Genomic DNA, 19,923 nt, shown 5'->3' on the forward strand with positions numbered 1-19,923 from the left:
GCCACCGTTTAAGTTTATCCGGATGCATAGTTGGCGTAATGCAGTCAGTCCCTTAGCCAGCTTTGCCATGCCAAACCGCTGGCTTCATGAGGAGTTGAAGTTGGTGGATATGGCCAGTACTCAGACAGGTATTTCTGTCTCAGTTATCTGAGATAATTGTTTACAGGAGCCGTATACGTGGTCCGTACGTACGGTTCTGTGAGAGGGATGAGGCGGTGACGCCTCACCCTACTCGATCTCCCACTGCGGTAAAGCTATAGAGAAAGGCAACACTCAGCATGGTAAGGGGGCCGGGGTTGCGAAAAATATGGGTCAGCGGGTTGCCCCAGGTGCGCCACTCCCGCAATTCAGCCTGATCGAAATTCAGCAGCCAGGCCCCTGCCACCACCAGCAGGATGCCGATGAAGCCGTCACCGCTGACCGACTCCCCCAACAGCAGATAGCCGACCAGGGTGACAAACACAGGGGTAAAGGCCAGATATGGCAGGGTTTGTGACAGAGGATAATCCCGGATCGCCCGAATATAGAGCAGCATCGCCAGGATCTCCAGCGGCACGATGGCGGCGACCCAGCCCCAGAAGACCCAGGGCAGTGCGGGAAAAGGTTGGCTCAACAGCAGAGGCGATACCAGCAGTCCGGCCAGTGTCAGGCGCACGAAGGCCAGTTCCCGTGCCGAATAGTCGGAGAGTTTTGCTTTGGTCAGGGTATCTGCGGCGGCGAGACTGAAGGCACAGAAGAGGGTCAGAGGAAACCAGTCCATTGTGGCTGGTCAGTGCACTACTGATTAATAGGATGCGGCGGTCTTTTCGCGCACCCGAATGACGATATCCACATCCTCAAGGAGGGTGCCTTGAGGAAGATCGCTCTCCACAAAGAAGGGATTCAGGTGCTCTTTGATATCGATCAGATCACCGGTGTCCACATTGTAGAAGTGGTGGTGGGGTTGGATATTGGAGTCGTAGAAGGTGCGGGATGAATCGACAAAGATCTCCCGCAACAGCCCCTTTTCAACAAACAGGCCCAGTGTGTTGTAGACAGTTGCCTTGGAGACGTAGCTCTGTCCCGGCTTCACGCTTTCATGGATCTGGTCAGCGGTCACATGCTGGTGTTTGGCAAAGAGCTTTCCGGCAATCGTCAGACGCTGCTGCGTCGGGTTGATCCCATGCGCCCGCAGTCGCTGCTCCACATCTGCGGAGAAGGTTGTTGGAGGCGTGGATCTATACGCTTTCTCAATCATGGAGACAATTATAAATCATTCTCATCAGGAAAAGCGAAAACCGGAAACATCCATACTCGTTTCAGGGACGGATGTTACCCAGTGGGTCTCTTCAGCAGATCCCTGTTGTCGGTCACCATCTGTCGACCCAGATGAAATCCCAGCACACGATAGGCTTCGAACTGTTTCTCATCGAAGAACTGGTCGGCCGTGGATTCATCGGGGAAGGCCGGATGGGCTTTTTTATATCCGAGAAGGTCTTCTGGCAAATTGCGGACGTAGGTCGTTTTTATCAGGATCAGCGTGCCGTACTCAGCGCTGCTTTTTGCCCCCGGATACTTGATTGTCGCACGGACATAACCGGCGTCGGCGTATGGGATCTGTTTAGGGTCTTTGTGGTTACACTCATTGTGCGTCGATGGAATCAACGGACTCAGGCCCTCTTCGAATTCAATGCACACACCAAAGTCGGTACGGACCTTCTCGATGGCATTGGCAAGATCGCCGAACTGAAAATCGGGGTCGGCGCCGGCATCGCAGACAACGATCAGTTTCAGATGCCGCCGGATCAATTCATAGATGCCGAGGTTTTCGAAGTGGCCGCCGTCGCTCAGTTGCAGAAAAGATTCTTTTTCCGTCAGTTTCTTCCATGGCAGCAGTGGCCAGCTTCCAGGAGAGAGGAAATTAGCCACCTTGGCCCATCTGCGGCATTGAGGGTCTGGATTGCTCACCCAGACACCCAGGCCGAGATTCAGAAACACCATCAGTCGTGACAGCAGGGGCTGACGGGTCGGGCCCTCGCCGCCGACGCCGGTATTCGGATTGGCAGCCGCCCCGGAGATGGCCATCGCGGTGGAGAGTGTCAGATCGCCACCCATATAGCTTTCGGTGCGGTGCCAGCCGGTGGCGTTGCTTCCGCAGAAACGTGGCGAGAGGAGAAAGTTGTCTCCGCCACGTCCACGGTATTTGTTGATGCCGGACTCCACCAGGATCACGTTGGCATTGATCAAGTGATAGGGACCGACAGCGGAGTCCTTTGGATCCTCTGTTTCCACCGCACACATATCTTTCAGCGCGCCGATATCCGCCAGGGGCGATGCCTGGGAAGGTCCCGGACTGCCGGCCAGAACGCGGCCGACATCCGGTAGATAGGACTCCATCAGGCGGTCACGGTAGTAACGATGAATGGAGAGATAGTTGATGCTGGCAAGCCATCCGATAAAGCTGGTGACCGCTACCCCCAATGCCAGATACCACCCGGCATCGATGTTGCTGCTCTCTGCGACCCGAATCGCCATGTAGTAGGTGCCGACAAAAAGCCCCAGTGTGAGCAGCACGGATGCGATGAAGGCGAGCAGACCGGTGGAGAGTTTGCCCTGATCCTCTTTGCCGGATTTGAAAAATGAAGCCATCGCTGCAAGTACGCCGCCAATGGTGCTCAGCAGGGCCATCAATGGTCCCTTGGTATCATTGGCAATGTAGATGGTTATGTCCGCCTTATTCAGATTCGGTTGCAGAAGTTTGGCAATCAGCTCGGTCAAGTCAGGCAGCCATCCCAACAATAGCAGTGCAGCACCGAGGGCTAGCAGGTAGGGCACCCATTTTTCATACTCCCGGCGCAACTTGTACCAGACAGTAATCCGCGACCATGCGCTTTTGTACGAAGAATTTTCCACCTTATGGGTTTTGCTCGACCAGCGGGTCAGAACGGCGTAAACAATCGACAGGACAAGGAAGGTGGCGAACAGTGCAAGGCCGCCAAAGGTGAACACGGTAACGTCACCATAGACCTTGTCTGTGAACCAGCCGTTTTCCGCCAGTAGAAAGAAGACCAGCAGTAGCCAGGGAAGGAATACCATAATACTGATGAACATGCCCCGCAGGATGACGCCGATCAGCGAGAGAAAGGTGATGCCGTCACCCGGTGTCAGATAGTTACCGTGTTGACGCAGATAGCGCAGGATGGCGGCGCCCCGGTAGTCGTCGCCACTGAGTTCAACCTTGTCGCCTTTGTCTGCTCCATTGTGCGGGTCTGCATCGCGGTTACGCAGTTTTGTGCCGTAGGGGAAGTCATCCACGGAGACGCCGAAACGGATTTTGGGTGCGTTGGAGTCGTCATAAGCCTCCTTACGCTGTTTCCCCTCTGCCCATTTGCTGTGCAGAATCCAGGTCAGTGATGAACCGATATAACCACCGCCAGAGACGGTGGAGAGATAGTCGAACCGCTTCATGATGCCTTCGCGGGCCAATGCCTGCATCACGCCAAGACAGAAGGTGGCGGAGCGGATACCGCCGCCGGAGAGGGCCAGGCCCGTCAGGTTTTTGTCTGTGGGTTCAGCCTGTGCGTGATTTTCACGCCGTTTGCTGATGTACTCATCCAACTCCTCCTGCATGATCTTCTCATCGGAGAAAGAGCCATCACTATTTCGGTAAGGAAGATAGGGTTCTTCGGTGGATTTTGCAGACATTTGTTCATTCCCTGGATTGGTTTTTTGTTGGCATGGAGGCGTTTTGTTCCTCACTTACAAGACTAGGCGAAAACCAGGTATTAAGAAAGATGCGGGTCGGATCGAACACATAGGCCAGTATCGGCTCAGACTTTGCTGAATCGAACCTCTTTGCCCGATCCGCTACGCTTGATCAGGCCTACATGGGTGGGGGATCATAATCGTCCTTGGTTGTGAAATAACCTACATCCCAGAAATGTAGGTCGGTTCAAGCGTAGCGGAACCGGCAATTTCGTCTGAATGATCACGACGCGGCGTTGCCGGACCCTTCCGGAACCAGAGCCGCCGCCTGCTGAATCAGCTCAGGACCTGCGTCGGGGTTATGGGCATGCTCGCTCAGATGGCGGCGCCAGGCACGAGCGCCGGGACAGCCGTGAAAAAGTCCGAGGATGTGCCGGGTGATGCGTTTGAGTGGAATACCTTTTTGGCACTGTAACTCAACAAATGGCAGGAGACTCTCCAACACCTGATGACGGCTGGCCAGAGGTCGTGTATCGCCATAAAGCCGGTGATCGGCTTGCGCCAGAATCCAGGGATTGTGGTAGGCAAGTCTCTTGCGTACCAATTTTACTTCATCCGGGCGGATGAGCAGACAACAGAAGTTACAAAAGTAATGGAGGCTGAGGTCGGAATCGAACTTCGGCGATCCACGGCTTTGCAGGCCGCTGCAGATAACCACTCTGCCACTCAGCCTATGAGAGGCTCAGATTCTACCACCATTAAGGTGGCAAATCTTGAAACAAAAAAGCCTCGGTTTAGCCGAGGCTCTTGAAAATATTGGAGCGGGAAACGAGATTCGAACTCGCGACCCCAACCTTGGCAAGGTTGTGCTCTACCAGCTGAGCTATTCCCGCGTCACATAAGAACGAGGCGTATTTTAACGACACAGGTGCTACTGTCAACCCCTTTTTCCCTAATTAAAGAGGGATCAGAGGTCCACTCCCTCTCCAAGCGACGAAATCAGTAACGAAAACCCTCACGCACCGGCAGGGTAATAGTCACTAGGTTCTCACTTTCAGCCCGTTTCATATTCTCCACATCGGCATCCCTGGGAATCGAAATGCGTTGACTGAAACTGCTCGAACTGCGACTGTAACTGTAGCTACCCTGCTCATTGCTCCGTTCTGCCTCCCGGCTGGTATCATTACTGATCACCAGGAATCTTCCCTTCACATTCACCTGAACCGCTTGGGGATCGATGTTTTCAGTATGGATCCTTACCACATACCCCGCTTCGCTCCTGCCCTTTTCAATTCTCAACCGTTGAAAATGACGAAAACCGGAAGCTTGGTAAGGTGATCCCACGTATCCCGGATATCCATAGGGCGGCTGGGCATTCACCAGGAAGGCAAGACTCAGCAACACAGCCAAACTCAATATTGTCAGTAACCGTTTCATCTTTTACTCCTTTGCAGTCTCATGGCTGGAGCCATAAGGCGCTGCATACTTCTCACTATAAAACACTTCAAACTCTGCCCCATCTTTCCAGGCATCTGCGGGCAATCCCGCCTTTCTCGCCAGATAGGTCAGCGTCTGCTCCCGATTCCAACCCTGCTCCACCGCAACCTCCGGAAGAAAAACCGCACTTCGACCCTGTTTTGTTAAAATAATGCCCTGTTGACCCACTTTGAACGCTTCGTAGTGGGCAATGGGACGCGGAGGCGTCAGTACGCTCACCTCAATCTCAAGCCCTTCCAACTCTTCCGGCGTTACCGGCGGAAAGCGGCGGTCCCGTACCGCTGCATTGCCACCATTCTTCAACACAGCCTGGAAGAGTGGGTCGCGTGGCCGGATATAGCCGATGCAACCGCGCAACATACCATCCTTCTTGAGAGTCACGAATGCCCCGGATGGCCGCTCAAGCTCCGGCGGCAGATTGCGCAACCACTGCTCGCCTTCATGCTTGTCATCCAGTACCGCACGCCTGACTCCGGCCACGGCAATCCGGTGTAATATCTTGAGCTGCTCGCGACTCAGCCTCCCGTCTGAACCCTGGCTGTCAGCGATTGCTGTCTGGGCACTCACTGCAATCACCACGTAGCTGACCGAATTTTCATAGTCGCCGGTCAGTTGACCACTGGTCTCATAGACCAGCTGTTCCAGTTCAGCCGAGACCGGCAGCATGTGCAGCAGTAGTGCAATGGGACGAAATCCACAGATGGTGATGCCGGTGCGCTGTTGATAGTCGAGAAACCCCCTTGCATCCCCCTCCACTATCCGTTCAATCGCATCCCCATCCAGTTGCTGGATATTTGCAGGCGTCTCATCATTCAACGGAAACGGCGTATAGCCAAACCGTTTGCCATAGTGTGCGAAGTCGCTGGAGACCACCACCAGGGTTTGCTCATCCGCCAGCTCCCGCAGCAGTTTTGCTGCCTGCGGGTAGGTCTCATCGTCCATCTGCCCCACCAGTACCGGCACCAGTTTCCAGCCTGGTTCCAGCACGCGTTGCAGCAGCGGCAGTTCAATTTCGATGCTGTGTTCCCGTTTGTGTGCCTCTGTATGGGCACTGACAAGGGGAGATCTGCGCAACTGCTGCACTGCAACCTGATCCAGCGACACAGTGCCCAGCGGAGTCTGATAGGCAGCCACATCTGCAATAGAGAGTCCCTTGAAGGCGCTGTAGTGGCTGGGCGCCAGCAACAGAACCCGTGTGAAATCCATGCCGCGCACCAACCTGAAGGCTTTGGCTGCGGTTGGCCCGCTGTACATGTAACCGGCGTGGGGAACGATCAGCGCCCGGAGAGGATTTTTCGCCTTGGGCCGGACATCGGAAGGGTCATCCAGAAAGCCGTCCACAACCTTGGCCAGCTGTAGCGAATTATCCGGATACCAGGCGCCTGCAAGCACACTCTCCCTGACCTTTTCACCCGCAAGGGAGTGGGATATCAGCAACAGCCCCGCCACCAGCAGCGCGGCAATTATCCATAGCCGAAACTGACCGAATCTCATTCTTCTCTCCCCCTATTCGTCTGATCCCCTGGGCCGGTAGTAGTCCGCCTCACGCATGGCCATTTTCTTCTCCCGCGCGCTTCCAACCGTCCAGGGGAGGGCCACCACTCCTGCGAGCATACCACCCAGCACTCCCAGAAAACGTCTGCGGGAATGCCTGTTGCGTTTCATCATCTCTCTCATCCTCATTGCCAGACTCCCGGAACCGGCTCATTACAGGTCGGGCAGCGACCGTCGCTGGTCAGGTTGTATTCACTGATCAGGAAACCCTCTCTCTTGATCAACAGAGTGCCGTCGACCGGACAGTAGGTTGAATTGCCCATATGTCCTGAGATATTGCCGATATAGACGTATTTCAACCCCGCATCCATCGCCTCCTGACGCGCACGATCCAGGGTCTCTCCCGGCGTCGGCGGCAGGTTGCGCATCCGGTACATGGGATGAAAGCGGCTGAAGTGGAGGGGAGTACCCTCCCCCAACTCACTTCTGATCCACTTCGCCATGCGCCGGATCATGGAGAGATCATCATTCAGCGTCGGGATAAGCAGATTGGTCACCTCCAGCCAGACCCCCTCCTCCCGAAAAGTCACCAGGGCATCCAATACCGGCTGCAGCGTTGCCCCGGTGGTTTTGCGGTAGAAACCGTCGTCGAATGCCTTCAGATCGGTGTTAGTGGCATCGATCACTTTGCAGAGACGGCGCAGAGGCTCGGTATTGATATAGCCGGCGGTGATGAATACATTCTGCATCCCGGCCTCATGCGCCAGGATACTGCTGTCATAGACATATTCGTAGAAAACCACCGGATCGGAGTAGGTGTAGGCGATGCTTTCGCAGCCCTGATCTCTGGCCAGGGCAACGAGATCCACGGGGTCAGCGTTGAAGATCTTCTCTATCTCCTCCCCGCCACTTTGGGAGAGTTGCCAGTTCTGGCAGTTGAGGCAGTGCAGGTTGCAACCTGCCGTCGCAATGGAAAACACGGGTGAGCCGGGATGAAAATGGTAGAGCGGTTTCTTCTCCATCGGATCGACGTGCATCGCAGAGGGCCGTCCGTAGGTGGAAGCCAGCAGTTTGCCACCAATATTAACCCGCACCCGGCAGTCACCTGCCCCCCCTTCGGGGATCACACACTTGCGCGGACAGAGTTCGCAAACCACCTCTCTCATGGCGTACCCCTGGGCTTGCGTTGCTGCAACTCCGCTGGTTTGGCGACGTGGAACCACTCAGCTTCATGAGCGCTCAACTTGCCGCTATCCAGCCTTTCCTGGAAGATTTCCATATCGATTCGCCGCCAGCTTGAGCCGGTCATCTCCGTCTGTTGCTGCCCGACCAGAAACAGCGCGATCACGACCAACGTCAGGCTCAACAGCCCGACGAGTCTGTAATCACTGCTATGCCAATGTCGGATCGCTTGCAACATGGAGATCATGGCCCAAATTTTCCGCTTCCTTCTAACAGTTTAGACAGAAACTTCCGGCCTGTGTTTTACCCGATTACCGCTATCTCTCCTTGCCGAACCCACGGAGCTTGAGATGGGTATCCCTGCCGGTAAGACAGCGGTTGCAACGGATACAGTCGATATCGAAGGTTTCCCGCACTCCGAGGTCACAATGGTTGAAACGGCGCTCCGGCGCCAGTCGCTGCAACAGGGCAAATTTATTGCCGAAGGCCAAAAACGCCCCCAGCGGGCAGAGATAACGGCACCAAAAACGGTAGTGGAACAGCGCGCCCAGCAAGACCAGCAGCAGAATTCCCAGCATCCATTCAGGCCAGTGCTCACCGAATACATACTGCATCGGATCGAATAGTGCCCAGGATGAATCACCGCTACCCCATACCACAATCAACAACAAACCGAGCAGCAGATACTTCAAAAACCGCAGCCGGGAATCCAACGGGCGGCTGGCATAGCTGCGCAAACCCAGCCGATGCCCGATTCGGGAGACAAACTCCTGCAATGCCCCAAACGGACAGAGATAGCCACACCAGACCGGACCAAACAGCAGGGTCGTAACAAGCGCAAATCCGATCAGCAGCCAGTGTTGCGGATTATCGGCAATAGAGGAGAAAAGCCCAAAACCAAGATTGACCAGATCCACCTCAGTCACCTGGCTGTTGAGCCAAAACCCAAGAATCATCAAGGCAGCGAACTGATAGATCAATCTGCCATTTTCACTGCCTGAAAGATAAACGGGAAAAAACAGCAGCAGCAGTCCCACTGTCACCATAAACTCAGGAGAGTACCAAGCGGGTTGTGCCTCCTCTTGTGATGCGGCTTGGGCAAAACTTTTACCGAACGCGGTTTGCCCTGCCACGCGAGCCGCCTGGTTGATCGATGCCAAAGCCGCCTCACTACTGATGGTCGCTCCGGTGAGGGCATCAACACGGGAGAGCGATAACGGCCCAACCGAGAGGTCCATGCCTGCAAGCCCGGTAAGCCAACCATCGATGCCGGAAATATAGGAGGGGGTCTCATTGGAATCGATATAACGCACCTCCCGCAATCGCCCCTTTGCATCCACGGAGAGCAACAGGTTGATCGGTCCGGCAAAACCCAACACCTCCGGCGCCACCGCCATTGTAGCCAAGGCAAAAATATCGGCAGTACCCTTTGGAACCGACCCAAGATAGTGGATGAAAGGCATTTCCTTCAGTTCAAACACGCTCGATTCACTGACTGTCGCCAGCAATTGATCACTGAAATGGAGTTGAGGCGCAGGTTTTATGGCCTGCTGATACTGTGCCCAGGCAAGACTCAGCAACACGAGAAAAACCAGCCTCCACCCCAGATTGGGCCAGGGAAAGGCGTGTCTGCCCCTGAGCTGTAGTGGCGTCATCCTTTGCGGCGCTATTGCAGTAAACAGCAATGGCAGGAGCATCAGTAGGGTGAAGATCGCCAGCAGGTAGCTGCTCCACTCGATACCAAGCAGCGGCACCATCAACGCCCCGGTCAGCAGTCCGCCAACAGCGCCACCCAGGTTATCCGCCGCCTGGGTTATGCCACTGCTACGCACCACCGCCGCCTGCTCCAACTCGGTGATCTTTACTGCCAACGGAAATCCTGTGCCCGCCAGCAGCCCCAACAGCAGCGAGATCAGAAGATAGCCCCACTCCTGCCAGCCAATCGCCAACTGACCAAGCCAGTTCAACAGATGGGGCAGCGCAGCCAGAAATATGGTCACCAGTATCAGTACGATCCCCAGGCGGAGGGCAGGACGATCGGTACGAGCCAGCAGACTGCCCGCCCCTGCCCCTAACGCCAGACCGGTCATAAAAAGCCCATTGAGCAGGGCCACCCGCTCAAACATAAAGCCGATATGGGACTGGTAACTGAACAGCACGGCAAGCTGGGCGGCCATCGCAACCAGTCCGAGCACGAAGAGGATCAGCGTGGATGCCTTGCGCAGACGGCTGCTGCGTTGACCACCTTCAAGTGAGGTGCGCAGCAGCCAGAGCAGAAGAAACAGCAGCATCGGCAGCAAATAAGCCCAAATTCCCACACCACGCAACTGTTCCATCCAGTCGGCAAAGCCAGAGGCGCTGAACTGCCCCCACAACAGCATGTTCAGGTAGTAGGTAACGGGCCGTGCATCGCTGTTGCGTTCACTGCCGGGCTGCTCCAGCTGATCCCGCACAAAACGCACCTCATCATCCGGCAAGATCGTGTAGAAAACTTTCGCCGGGAACCGATGATCTTCGAGCGGGATATCCAGGTAGCGCAATTCCAGCTCCGACGCCGATTCAGTCACTCGTCCGGCAGCGGTGGATGCACAGAAGAGATAATTATCACCGGGTGCGACCGCTACATTTGGCAACACCTCCCGCAGCGTGCGAAAGACCGACCCGCTGAAACTGCGAACTGTGCGCCCGAGATAGTTGGAGGCGCCACTCACGCGGGTGCAAAACACCCCGTCTGACGCGAGTTGATGCCGCACGCCCTGATAGAACTCCGAGGTAAAATAGCGGTTGCTGTAGGCGCTGGAAGGGGTCGCATTGAGCACCAGCACCAGATTGTAGTGTTCGGCCACCGGTAAGCTGTTGAGATAGCGTCGACCATCCATGAAATGAATCTGGAGACGGGGATCGGCCAGTGCCTTGCGGCTCTGCTCCGGCAGGTAGGGCATGACTTTCCGAAAGGCCTGCTCATCCTCTTCCACCACGTCGATTTGGGTAACCGGGTAGTGCAGCAGCTCCACCGCCAGGCCACTGGCAAATCCGCCGAACAGCAGTACCCGTTTTGCGCCTGCCGCCTGGGACATGAGATAGGCAGCCTGTTGACGAATCTCGAGCGGCAAGGGAAAACTCTCTGCCACCTGGCCGTTGTTCACCAGCGTCGTCTGCCCGCCAAAACCCGCTATAGCCAAATGCCCATAGCGAGTCTCCGTCGCATCGAACAACTCCAGGCCCGGCTGCAAGGTGGAAAAACGCAGGGTCTCCATCTGCCGGTCGAGCCAGGGACTGACGACAGGTAAAGTAATGATTAAACCGAGAACTGCCAGCAGGATGGCTGGCCAGCGTGATCCGGCGCTGCTTCGTTTTAATTTTAGCGCTGTGACCGCCAGCAACAGGGTAGTCACCCCAAGCGTAGCGGTGATTCCCAGCCACTGTATAAAGACAAAGGTGAAGAGCACCCCACCCAGCAGGGCTCCAAGTGCATCCGCAATGTAGAGCCTGGAGATATCCCTGACGGTTTCCTGATTCCCCCCATCACCGGCATAATCCCGCAACGCTTTGCAGGCCAGCGGAAAGGCGAAACCCAACAGCAGGCTGCCGGGGGCGACAATAAGAAAGAGGGAGAGAAAGAGCTCCCCCAGTGGTACGAATTCGCTGGCGGAGACATCCAACAGCAGACGCACGGTGCGTAACATCAACACCTGCAGGATCAGTACCAAAGGTAGCAGTAGCAACAGGCGGCTGATCCAGGGCAGAGGATCCTGCACCATAGGCCGTTCCCGCCAACGCACCACCAGCAGGGAACCCAGTGCCAGCCAGAAGAGCCAGCTGCCGAAGAAAGCACCCAGACTCACTTCGTTGCCGTAGAAGACCACCAGCCCCTCCCTAATCAGAAGAGCCTGCACGATCTGGGAATAGGCGCCCAGAATCAGGATGGCAAGAAAGATCCTGCGGCTGGTTGGCATACCACTAGTCTAGGTGAAATTGACCACCAGAAAATACCAATAACCCGCAGGCCTGATCAAGCGCAGCGAATCAGGCGTAATGCGCCATGAATGATCAGCTTATGCCGGATCCGCTACGCTCGATCCAGCCTACATTTCGAGTGGGATGGGATCAGGTTGCTCACTCTTTTTCCAGTTCACCCTCAACCACAACCTGGCCCTTCAAACTGGGCCAGGCTGCACGCAGGTAGATAATCATCGACCAGAGCGTCAGAATCGCCGATATATAGAGCAGTACAAAACCGACTGTATGGATCGGCAATCCCCACAAGTCTTGCTGAATGATCAGTAGCAGAATAGCCAGCATCTGAACCGCAGTTTTGAATTTGCCAATGACAGACACCGCCACCTGAGCCCGAGCCCCCAGTGCGGCCATCCACTCCCGCAGGGCCGATATGGTGATCTCACGTCCGATAATGATGGCGGCGGGCAGTGCCAGCCAGGGGGTGGGTTCCGACTGCACCAGCAATAACAGAGCAACGGCTACCATCAGCTTGTCGGCAACCGGGTCGAGAAAGGCCCCAAAGGGCGACACCTGTCCCCAGCGGCGGGCCAGAAATCCATCCAGCCAGTCTGTGACTGCAGCCAGAGAGAAGACGGCGGCGCAGCCTATCCGCGCCCACTCGACCGGCAGATAGAAAATCAGCACGAAGACCGGTATCAGGACGATCCGCAGCAAGGTGAGAAGATTGGGGATGTTCCACATGCTTAGCTAATCTTCTCCATGAAAGGTCTGATAAATCTGTTCCGCCAGCTTCAGACTGACGCCCTCCACCCGCGATATATCCTCGATGCCGGCCCGGGCAAGCTCCTGCAGACCACCAAACTGTCTCAGCAACCTTTGGCGCCGCTTGGGACCGATGCCGGGGATCTCCTCCAGCACCGAGGTTCTGCGTCTACGCTCTCGACGCTGTCGATGAGCAGTGATGGCGAAGCGATGGGCCTCGTCCCGAATCTGCTGAACCAGATGCAGGGCGGGGGAGTCCGCAGGCAGTATAATCGGCGTATTGCTGCCTAACAAGAAGAGCTGCTCCATTCCGGCTTTTCGATCCGCTCCCTTGGCCACGCCCACCAGAGTCAACTCGGAAATCCCCAACTCCCGCAGACTCGCCTCCACTACGCCGAGCTGCCCCCTGCCGCCGTCGATGAAGAGGATATCCGGCAACGGCACCTCACCTTTTTTGATACGGGTGTAGCGGCGTTCCAGCGCCTGCTGCATGGCGGCATAGTCGTCTCCCGGCGTGATCCCCTCAATATTGAAACGGCGATAGTCGGACTTCAGCGGCCCCTGCTCGTTGAACACCACGCAGGAGGCCACAGTCAGTTCACCTCGGGTATGGCTGATGTCGAAACACTCCATGCGAGCGGGCAGTTCCGGCAGATCCAGTGCCTGTTGCAGCGCTTCCAGCCGCCCCTCCATATCGATACGGCTGGCTAACCGGGCCTTGAGCGCCAGCTCCGCATTGCCTTCGGCCATCCTGAGCCAGCGAGCCCGCTCACCTCTGACCCGGCTGCTGAGACGCACCTTGTGTCCCGACTGGTTACTTAACACCTCTTGCAGCAGGGTTCTGTCCTGCGGTTCCTTATTAAGGATAATCTCGGAAGGCACCGGTTTGTCGAGATAGTATTGAGAGACAAACGCCGACAGCACACTGGCCTCACTGGCCCCGGAGGGTAACCCCGGGTAGAAACTCTTATTGCCCAGATTGCGTCCAGAGCGGATAAAAAAGACCTGCACACAAGCACTGCTTCCTATCAGGGAGACCGCCACGATATCGAGATCGCCGCCCTCCCCGCTGACATACTGCCGCTCCTGAATACGCCGCAGCCGTTTGATCTGATCCCGGTAGAGCGCCGCCTTTTCAAACGCCTGTGTCTGGGAGGCTGACTCCATGCGCGCCACCAGTTCATCGATCACACGGTTGGCCTTGCCTTCCAGAAAAAGCACCGCATGTCGCACATCTCTGGCGTAGGTCTCTTCATCGACCAGGTCGACGCAGGGGGCATCACACCGTTTGATCTGATACTGCAGGCAGGGCCGGGAGCGATTGCGGAAGAAACTCTCTTCGCACTGACGCACGGAGAAGAGTTTTTGCAGAATCTGCAGTGTTTCGCGGGTCGAACCGGCACTGGGATAGGGGCCGAAATAGCGCCCCTTACCGGTGCGGGCACCACGTCGAAAGCTCAGACGGGGAAACTTCTGATCAGTGGAGAGATGGATGTAGGGATAGCTCTTGTCGTCCCGCAGCAGAATGTTGTACTTGGGCTTCAGCGACTTGATCAGGTTGTTTTCCAGGATCAGCGCTTCCGCTTCGGTATGGGTCACCACCACCTCGATGCCCTCGATCTGGGAGACCATCAGCTGGATACGCCGGTTCAGGGAGCGACTGAAGTAGCTGCTGACCCGCTTTTTCAGGTTCTTCGCTTTGCCGACATAGAGGAGTTTGTCATCCTGGCCCAGCATCCGGTAGACACCGGGACGGGTGGTCAGTGTCGAGAGGAAAGTCTTGGCATCAAAGCCGGGGTGGGACGGTGTCTCACTCATGGAGCACATTATACCGACTTAAAATAGCAGAAGGTCGGAGTCAAACAGCGCAGTGCCGGAACGTCGATCGCGAATGATGCGGTTCGCAAGCTCACCTGCATCCTACGTTCCGTTAGATGTCTAAAGCAGTTTCCTTGCACGGGCAAAAACCGCATGGAACATCTTGGGGGTGAGACGTTTGGTCTGGGTGTTGTAACGGCTGCAATGGTAGGAATCGAGCAGCCGCAACCCGCTGGGTAGTTGATGCTCGGCAGCATGGCCAAAAAGATAATCCTTCTGCCTACCATCGCAGGCCTTCACTACCGCCTTATGGGCAATGGAACCGAGCGCAAGGATCACACTGTTCCCTGCAAGCATCTGCAACTCCTCCCGAAGAAAACCGTTGCAGGCGTTGATCTCAGCACCCACGGGTTTGTTCTGTGGCGGCAGACACTTCACCGCATTGGTAATACGGCAGTTGTGCAGTGTCAGTCCATCATCCGCAGAACGGGATTCCGGGGCGCTGGCGAAACCGAATCTGTGCAGCGTTTCATAGAGCAGGATGCCGGCATGGTCACCGGTGAAAGGACGGCCGGTTGCATTGGCCCCGTGCATACCTGGCGCCAGCCCGACGATGAGCAGCTGGGCGTCAGGGGCGCCAAACGGGGCTACCGGGCGCGCATGGTAGGCCGGGTAGTCGGCTTTGACCTGATCAAGAAAGGTCGCCAGCCTCGGGCAGAGACGGCACTCCAGATTGAACGGCATCAGCTCTGGCCGTTGTCGTTGAGGATACCGTAACGATAGGCGAGACGGGTCAGTTCCACATCGTTACGCACATCGAGTTTCTCGTAGATGCGCTGACGGTAGGTACTGACGGTCTTCGGACTCAGGCAAAGCCCGTCCGAGATCTCCTGATTGCGTTGACCCTCCAGGATTAGCAGCATGACCTGCATCTCCCGTGATGAGAGTTCCTGGAAAGGCGTTGCGGACTGACGCTTCCAATCGGTAAGAATATGTTTTCTCGCCATCTCCGACGAGACATAGGGTTCGCCTTGGTGGACAGTGCGGATCGCTTTGATCATCTCCTCTGCCGGACAACCTTTTGTAAGGTATCCTGCGGCCCCAACCTCGTTTAGCCGGGCGGGAAATGGATCGTTATCAAGTACGGTCAATGCTATGACTTTCAGGGCAGGATTGATACGCAGGATGCGCCGGGTTGCCTCGATACCACCGATGCCCGGCATATTCACGTCCATCAAAACCACATTGGGAGAGGTCTGTTGAACCATCTGCAGCGCATCTTCACCGCTGGCTGCCTCTGCCACGACTTCAATATCAGAGGCACGTTCGAGAATACCCTTGACACCGGTTCGCACCAACTCATGATCGTCAACCAGCAATACCCGAATCATAGATTCCCCATAAAACACTGAAAAGCTGCGTCCCGCATCTGCATTCACCCATGCCTAAGCACCCGTGGATTCTACAGTGTTGTTAACAGTTGAGAAACAATGTACTTGCTTACAGTGCTTCGAAGGCATGGACACCGGAAAACCCGGCCCCTCCCGGGTTGAAACTGTGTCCCTGCAGCACACAATAAGCCAGCCATTTAGAGAGAAAGAGATTGATCTTCCAACGTTGTTCGAGCGTAGGATTATCGCCCCAACGCTTGAGAGGCAGTGCCGACTGGCGAATATCGATCACATCCACCTGTCGTGAATCGTGATAGACACGCAACATTGCGTCAGGGTCGGGATAGTGCCCGGTGGCATGGGGGAAATAGTAGGTCAAATGGAGAAGTGTTGTGTATGGTGTCTGCTCCTTGATCTCCAGATGCAGATCCATGCCATGATCAAGACATGAGAGCAGCTCGCCTTTGATCAAGTGCAGCTCCGGGGCCATACGCATCAGCAGGCTATAGTTCTCTTCGCTGAGATCGATCACCACACCAATCGTTGGCCGCCCACTCAGCAGACTTCTCAAACTCCAGGGATAGTAAGGTGCTCTCATGATCCTGAAACCGGTGATCGACGCATATGAATTTTAGCTGTCTGCCCCATAAAAAAAACCCCGGCAGTCCGAACTACCGGGGTTTTCTCTTCAATTCAACAGAATAATCAGGCGTTCTGCTCGCCCTTCTGTTCTTCCTCGATCTGGGCACGAACCTCATCCATGTCCAGTCCACCGGCCTGGCCAATCAGCTCCTTGAAAGCTGACTCCGGCAGTGCGCCGGGCTGGGAGAAGATGATGATCTGCTCGCGGAAAATCATCAGGGTCGGAATGGAACGAACCTGGAACTGCATTGCCAGGTCCTGCTCATCCTCTGTATTGACCTTGGCAAAAACGATCTCGGAATGACCCTCCGAAACCTTCTCATAGGTCGGCGCGAAGGAGCGGCAGGGACCACACCAAGGCGCCCAAAAATCGATAATCACAAAATCGTTGTCGGAAATGGTCTCGTTAAAATTTTCTTTGGTCAGCTCTACGACAGCCACGTTGCAGCCTCTTAAATCCAGTGAAATCCGCCAGAATAATATCAGGACGTTCTAATAAAGTCATCCGTCTGTCAGACGGGCATCACTTTAATTCTTCGGTTGAGTTTCTTCACAAAAAAGCCGGGGAAATCCCGGCTCTCTGTTTCCAGGCCTGTCTCTTCAGCCCAGACCGGTAAAAATCTGGTCGCGAATACCATCGACGCTACCGACACCGTTGATCTTCACATAGTTGCAGTCTTCCTTTTCATAGAATGCGATCAGCGGCTCAGTCTGATCGTGATAGATCTTGAGGCGAGCCTTGACAGTCTCTTCCTTATCGTCGTCACGCTGAATCAGATCTTCGCCGGTTTCGTCGTCTTTACCCTCAACCTTTGGCGGGTTGAAGACAATATGATAGGTACGACCGGATGCGAGATGCACGCGACGACCGGCCATACGCTTGACGATCTCTTCGTCCGGCACATCGATTTCCACCACGGCGTCGATCGGCACACCCGCTTCCTTTAAAGCTTCCGCCTGAGGAATCGTGCGGGGAAAACCATCGAACAGATAGCCGCCCTTGCAGTCATCTTCGGTGATGCGTTCTTTTACCATGCCCATGATGATGTCATCGGAAACGAGACCGCCTTCATCCATGATTTTCTTGGCCGCCACGCCCAGCTCGGAGCCCGCTTTGACGTGAGCCCGCAGCATATCGCCAGTGGAAATCTGGGGAATACCGTACTTTTCCTTGATGTAGTTAGCCTGGGTACCTTTGCCGGCGCCGGGGCCGCCCAACAGAATCACGCGCATGATGAAGCTCCATCTGGTGTATGTTTATGGTGAACCGAGTCTGACACAGCACTGCCCGGCCGACTATTCGAGGCTATCAATGGGTGGATATATGGGTCTTATGGTGATTGATGAAGAATATCGAAACGTAGGCCGGGTTACGATGCGCACAAAGCCAGGTGGCAAAACCCGGCTTGAAACACTGCGCATCTAACCCGACCTACAGAAATACCACTGTGTGCGAACGCTATTTACCCGACAGATTCAGCATCAGGCTATTCAGGCGCCGTACGAAGGCGGCCGGGTCGTCCAACTGCCCCCCCTCGGCCAGTTGCGCCTGGTCGAACAGAACCTGGGTCAGATCCCCGAAACGGGCCTCATCGTCCTCGTTTTCCAGACGTTCCACCAGCGGATGCTCCAGATTTACCTCTATGATTGGAGCGGTGACTGGCGCGTCCTGACCCACGGACTTGAGTACCCGGGCAAGGTTAGCGCTCATATCGTGATCTTCCACTACCAAACAGGCAGGGGAGTCGGTAAGCCGGTGGCTGATGCGCACCTCTTTGACACCTTCGCCAAGCACCTCCTTCATCTTTTCCAACAGGCCCTTGTGCTCCTCCGCCTGCTTCTCCTGAGAAGCCTTCTCTTCTTCGTCATCCATGTCACCCAGGTCGAGTTCGCCCTTGGCCACGGACTGTAGCGACTTACCTTCATACTCGGTAAGACCGGACACCAACCATTCATCCACCCGGTCGGAGAGCAGCAGGACTTCAATGCCCTTTTTCTTGAAGACCTCAAGATGGGGACTGAAACGGGCTGACGCAGCACTTTCGGCGGTGATATAGTAGATTTTCTCCTGTCCATCAGGCATGCGGGAGAGGTAATCATCCAGCGAGACATTCTGCTCATCGCCTTCATTGTGAGTGGAGGCAAAACGCAGCAGCGCTGCAATCTTGTCCTTGCTGCCAAAATCCTCTGCGGGTCCCTCTTTCATGACCTTGCCGAACTGATCCCAAAAGATCTGATACTTTTCCGCATCGTTTTTCGCCATCTTCTCCAGCACACCCAGCACACGTTTGGTGTTGGCCTGGCGGATGGTGTCGATCTTGCGGTTGTGCTGCAGGATCTCACGGGAGACGTTGAGCGGCAGGTCGTCGGAATCGACCACTCCCTTAACGAAGCGCAGGTAGCGCGGCATCAGTTTTTCCGCCTCGTCCATGATGAAGACACGGCGCACAAAGAGTTTCACCCCGTGTTTCTGATCCCGGTCCCACATATCGAAGGGGGCGCGACTCGGAATGTAGAGCAGTGCAGAGTATTCGTTATTACCTTCCACCCGGTTATGGGCGTGGGCCAGCGGCGCTTCGAAATCGTGGGAGACGTGCTTGTAGAAATCGTCGTACTCCTCATCTGATATCTCAGATTTGGCGCGCATCCACAAAGCGGTACCGGTATTGACCCGTTCAAATTCAGGGGTCTCGGGTTTCTCTTCATCCTCACCGTAGAACTCTTTCTCCATTTCAACCGGCATGGAGATGTGATCGGAGAACTTGGAGATGATGCCGCGCAGACGGTAGCCCGCCAGGAACTCCTTCTCATCCTCCTTGAGGTGAAGGATTACATCGGTACCCCGACTTGGCTTATCGAAGTTTTCAATGCTGTAGGCGCCCTGCCCGTCCGACTCCCAACGCACACCATGCTCCTCACCCAGACCGGCGCGGCGTGTAACCAGTGTCACCTTGTCGGCAACGATGAAGGAGGAGTAGAAACCGACACCAAACTGGCCGATCATCTCGCTGTCCTTACTCTGATCACCCGTCATCGATTCGAAGAACTTCTTGGTGCCGGAACTGGCGATGGTGCCTATGGTCTCGGCCACCTCATGTCGGTTCATGCCAATGCCGTTATCGGAGATGGTAAGTGTTCCCGCCTCCTCGTCGAAGGTGACGCGGATCTTCAGATCCGGATCGTCTTCGAAGAGAGCGTCATCGGTTAGCGCCTCAAAACGCAGCTTCTCTGCCGCGTCCGAGGCATTCGAGATCAATTCGCGCAGAAAGATCTCTTTGTTGCTGTAGAGAGATCGTATAACCAGGTTCAAAACCTGACTGACTTCCGCCTGGAACTCCAGGGTCTCTTTTTGTGCTTCAACAGACATGGGTGAAAGCGACCTCCATCGCAGTCAATAATCTACAATCCTGCCAGTTCGGATAAGAATAGTGACAGTAGTACGGTAAATTTTGGCGGATTCTAACAAATCCAGAACAATAAAGTGGGGATAGAC

At 55.5% G+C, this 19,923-nt stretch carries 18 protein-coding genes and 2 tRNA genes; all 20 read right to left on the reverse strand.

From position 1 onward, the window contains the following. Positions 1-223: 223 nt before the first annotated feature. Positions 224-760 carry an EamA family transporter gene (locus tag G9Q73_RS07360; protein ID WP_177419211.1) on the reverse strand — a complete coding sequence of 179 codons (537 nt, stop codon included), beginning with the start codon at positions 758-760 and terminating at the stop codon, positions 224-226. Positions 761-784: 24 nt separating this feature from the next. Then, entirely contained in the window at positions 785-1,237 is a 453-nt protein-coding gene (locus tag G9Q73_RS07365; protein ID WP_177419212.1) for a Fur family transcriptional regulator, read from the reverse strand. Positions 1,238-1,311: 74 nt separating this feature from the next. Beyond that, a complete protein-coding gene (locus tag G9Q73_RS07370) occupies positions 1,312-3,684 on the reverse strand; it encodes a patatin-like phospholipase family protein (protein WP_177419213.1) in 2,373 nt (790 codons plus the stop codon). Between the two features lie 283 nt (positions 3,685-3,967). After that, a complete protein-coding gene (locus G9Q73_RS07375; protein WP_246345104.1) occupies positions 3,968-4,288 on the reverse strand; it encodes a tRNA-dihydrouridine synthase in 321 nt (106 codons plus the stop codon). 49 nt (positions 4,289-4,337) lie between these two features. Next, a tRNA-Cys gene (locus G9Q73_RS07380) sits at positions 4,338-4,416 on the reverse strand. Between the two features lie 85 nt (positions 4,417-4,501). Next, positions 4,502-4,577: transfer RNA gene (locus G9Q73_RS07385), tRNA-Gly, on the reverse strand. Positions 4,578-4,683: 106 nt separating this feature from the next. Continuing rightward, complete coding sequence (locus G9Q73_RS07390; protein ID WP_177419214.1) at positions 4,684-5,121, reverse strand: Hsp20 family protein; 438 nt, start codon at positions 5,119-5,121, stop codon at positions 4,684-4,686. 3 nt (positions 5,122-5,124) lie between these two features. After that, positions 5,125-6,675, reverse strand: coding sequence for an AmmeMemoRadiSam system protein B (amrB, locus tag G9Q73_RS07395; protein ID WP_177419215.1), 1,551 nt, complete (start codon positions 6,673-6,675; stop codon positions 5,125-5,127). 12 nt (positions 6,676-6,687) lie between these two features. Further along, positions 6,688-6,849, reverse strand: coding sequence for a hypothetical protein (locus G9Q73_RS07400; RefSeq protein ID WP_177419216.1), 162 nt, complete (start codon positions 6,847-6,849; stop codon positions 6,688-6,690). A gap of 11 nt (positions 6,850-6,860) precedes the next feature. Continuing rightward, on the reverse strand, positions 6,861-7,841 hold the full coding sequence (gene amrS, locus G9Q73_RS07405) for an AmmeMemoRadiSam system radical SAM enzyme (protein ID WP_177419217.1): 981 nt from the start codon (positions 7,839-7,841) through the stop codon (positions 6,861-6,863). After that, on the reverse strand, positions 7,838-8,104 hold the full coding sequence (locus tag G9Q73_RS07410) for a hypothetical protein (protein WP_177419218.1): 267 nt from the start codon (positions 8,102-8,104) through the stop codon (positions 7,838-7,840). Before G9Q73_RS07410 ends, amrS begins: the two co-directional genes overlap by 4 nt. 70 nt (positions 8,105-8,174) lie before the next feature. Beyond that, positions 8,175-11,813 carry a spermine/spermidine synthase domain-containing protein gene (locus tag G9Q73_RS07415; protein WP_177419219.1) on the reverse strand — a complete coding sequence of 1,213 codons (3,639 nt, stop codon included), beginning with the start codon at positions 11,811-11,813 and terminating at the stop codon, positions 8,175-8,177. Between the two features lie 160 nt (positions 11,814-11,973). Next, positions 11,974-12,558 (reverse strand): CDP-diacylglycerol--glycerol-3-phosphate 3-phosphatidyltransferase, encoded by a 585-nt coding sequence (pgsA, locus tag G9Q73_RS07420; RefSeq protein WP_177419220.1) that lies wholly within the window; start codon positions 12,556-12,558, stop codon positions 11,974-11,976. A 6-nt stretch (positions 12,559-12,564) separates the two neighbouring features. Then, positions 12,565-14,397, reverse strand: coding sequence for an excinuclease ABC subunit UvrC (uvrC, locus tag G9Q73_RS07425; protein WP_177419221.1), 1,833 nt, complete (start codon positions 14,395-14,397; stop codon positions 12,565-12,567). 120 nt (positions 14,398-14,517) lie between these two features. Then, complete coding sequence (locus G9Q73_RS07430; protein ID WP_177419222.1) at positions 14,518-15,141, reverse strand: uracil-DNA glycosylase; 624 nt, start codon at positions 15,139-15,141, stop codon at positions 14,518-14,520. Next, complete coding sequence (locus G9Q73_RS07435; RefSeq protein ID WP_177419223.1) at positions 15,141-15,788, reverse strand: response regulator; 648 nt, start codon at positions 15,786-15,788, stop codon at positions 15,141-15,143. The genes G9Q73_RS07430 and G9Q73_RS07435 overlap by 1 nt, the downstream gene beginning before the upstream one ends. A 109-nt stretch (positions 15,789-15,897) precedes the next feature. After that, positions 15,898-16,386, reverse strand: a complete 489-nt coding sequence (locus tag G9Q73_RS07440; protein WP_177419224.1) for a DUF1249 domain-containing protein — start codon at positions 16,384-16,386, stop codon at positions 15,898-15,900. Positions 16,387-16,493: 107 nt separating this feature from the next. Next, positions 16,494-16,871, reverse strand: a complete 378-nt coding sequence (gene trxA / locus G9Q73_RS07445; RefSeq protein ID WP_177419225.1) for a thioredoxin — start codon at positions 16,869-16,871, stop codon at positions 16,494-16,496. A gap of 159 nt (positions 16,872-17,030) precedes the next feature. Continuing rightward, positions 17,031-17,663, reverse strand: a complete 633-nt coding sequence (gene adk, locus G9Q73_RS07450; RefSeq protein ID WP_177419226.1) for an adenylate kinase — start codon at positions 17,661-17,663, stop codon at positions 17,031-17,033. A 226-nt stretch (positions 17,664-17,889) separates the two neighbouring features. Continuing rightward, positions 17,890-19,797, reverse strand: coding sequence for a molecular chaperone HtpG (gene htpG / locus G9Q73_RS07455; RefSeq protein WP_177419227.1), 1,908 nt, complete (start codon positions 19,795-19,797; stop codon positions 17,890-17,892). Between the last annotated feature and the right edge of the window lie 126 nt (positions 19,798-19,923).

This window comes from endosymbiont of Lamellibrachia barhami, from assembly GCF_011947365.2.
In the GTDB taxonomy this organism is placed as follows: domain Bacteria; phylum Pseudomonadota; class Gammaproteobacteria; order Chromatiales; family Chromatiaceae; genus QGON01.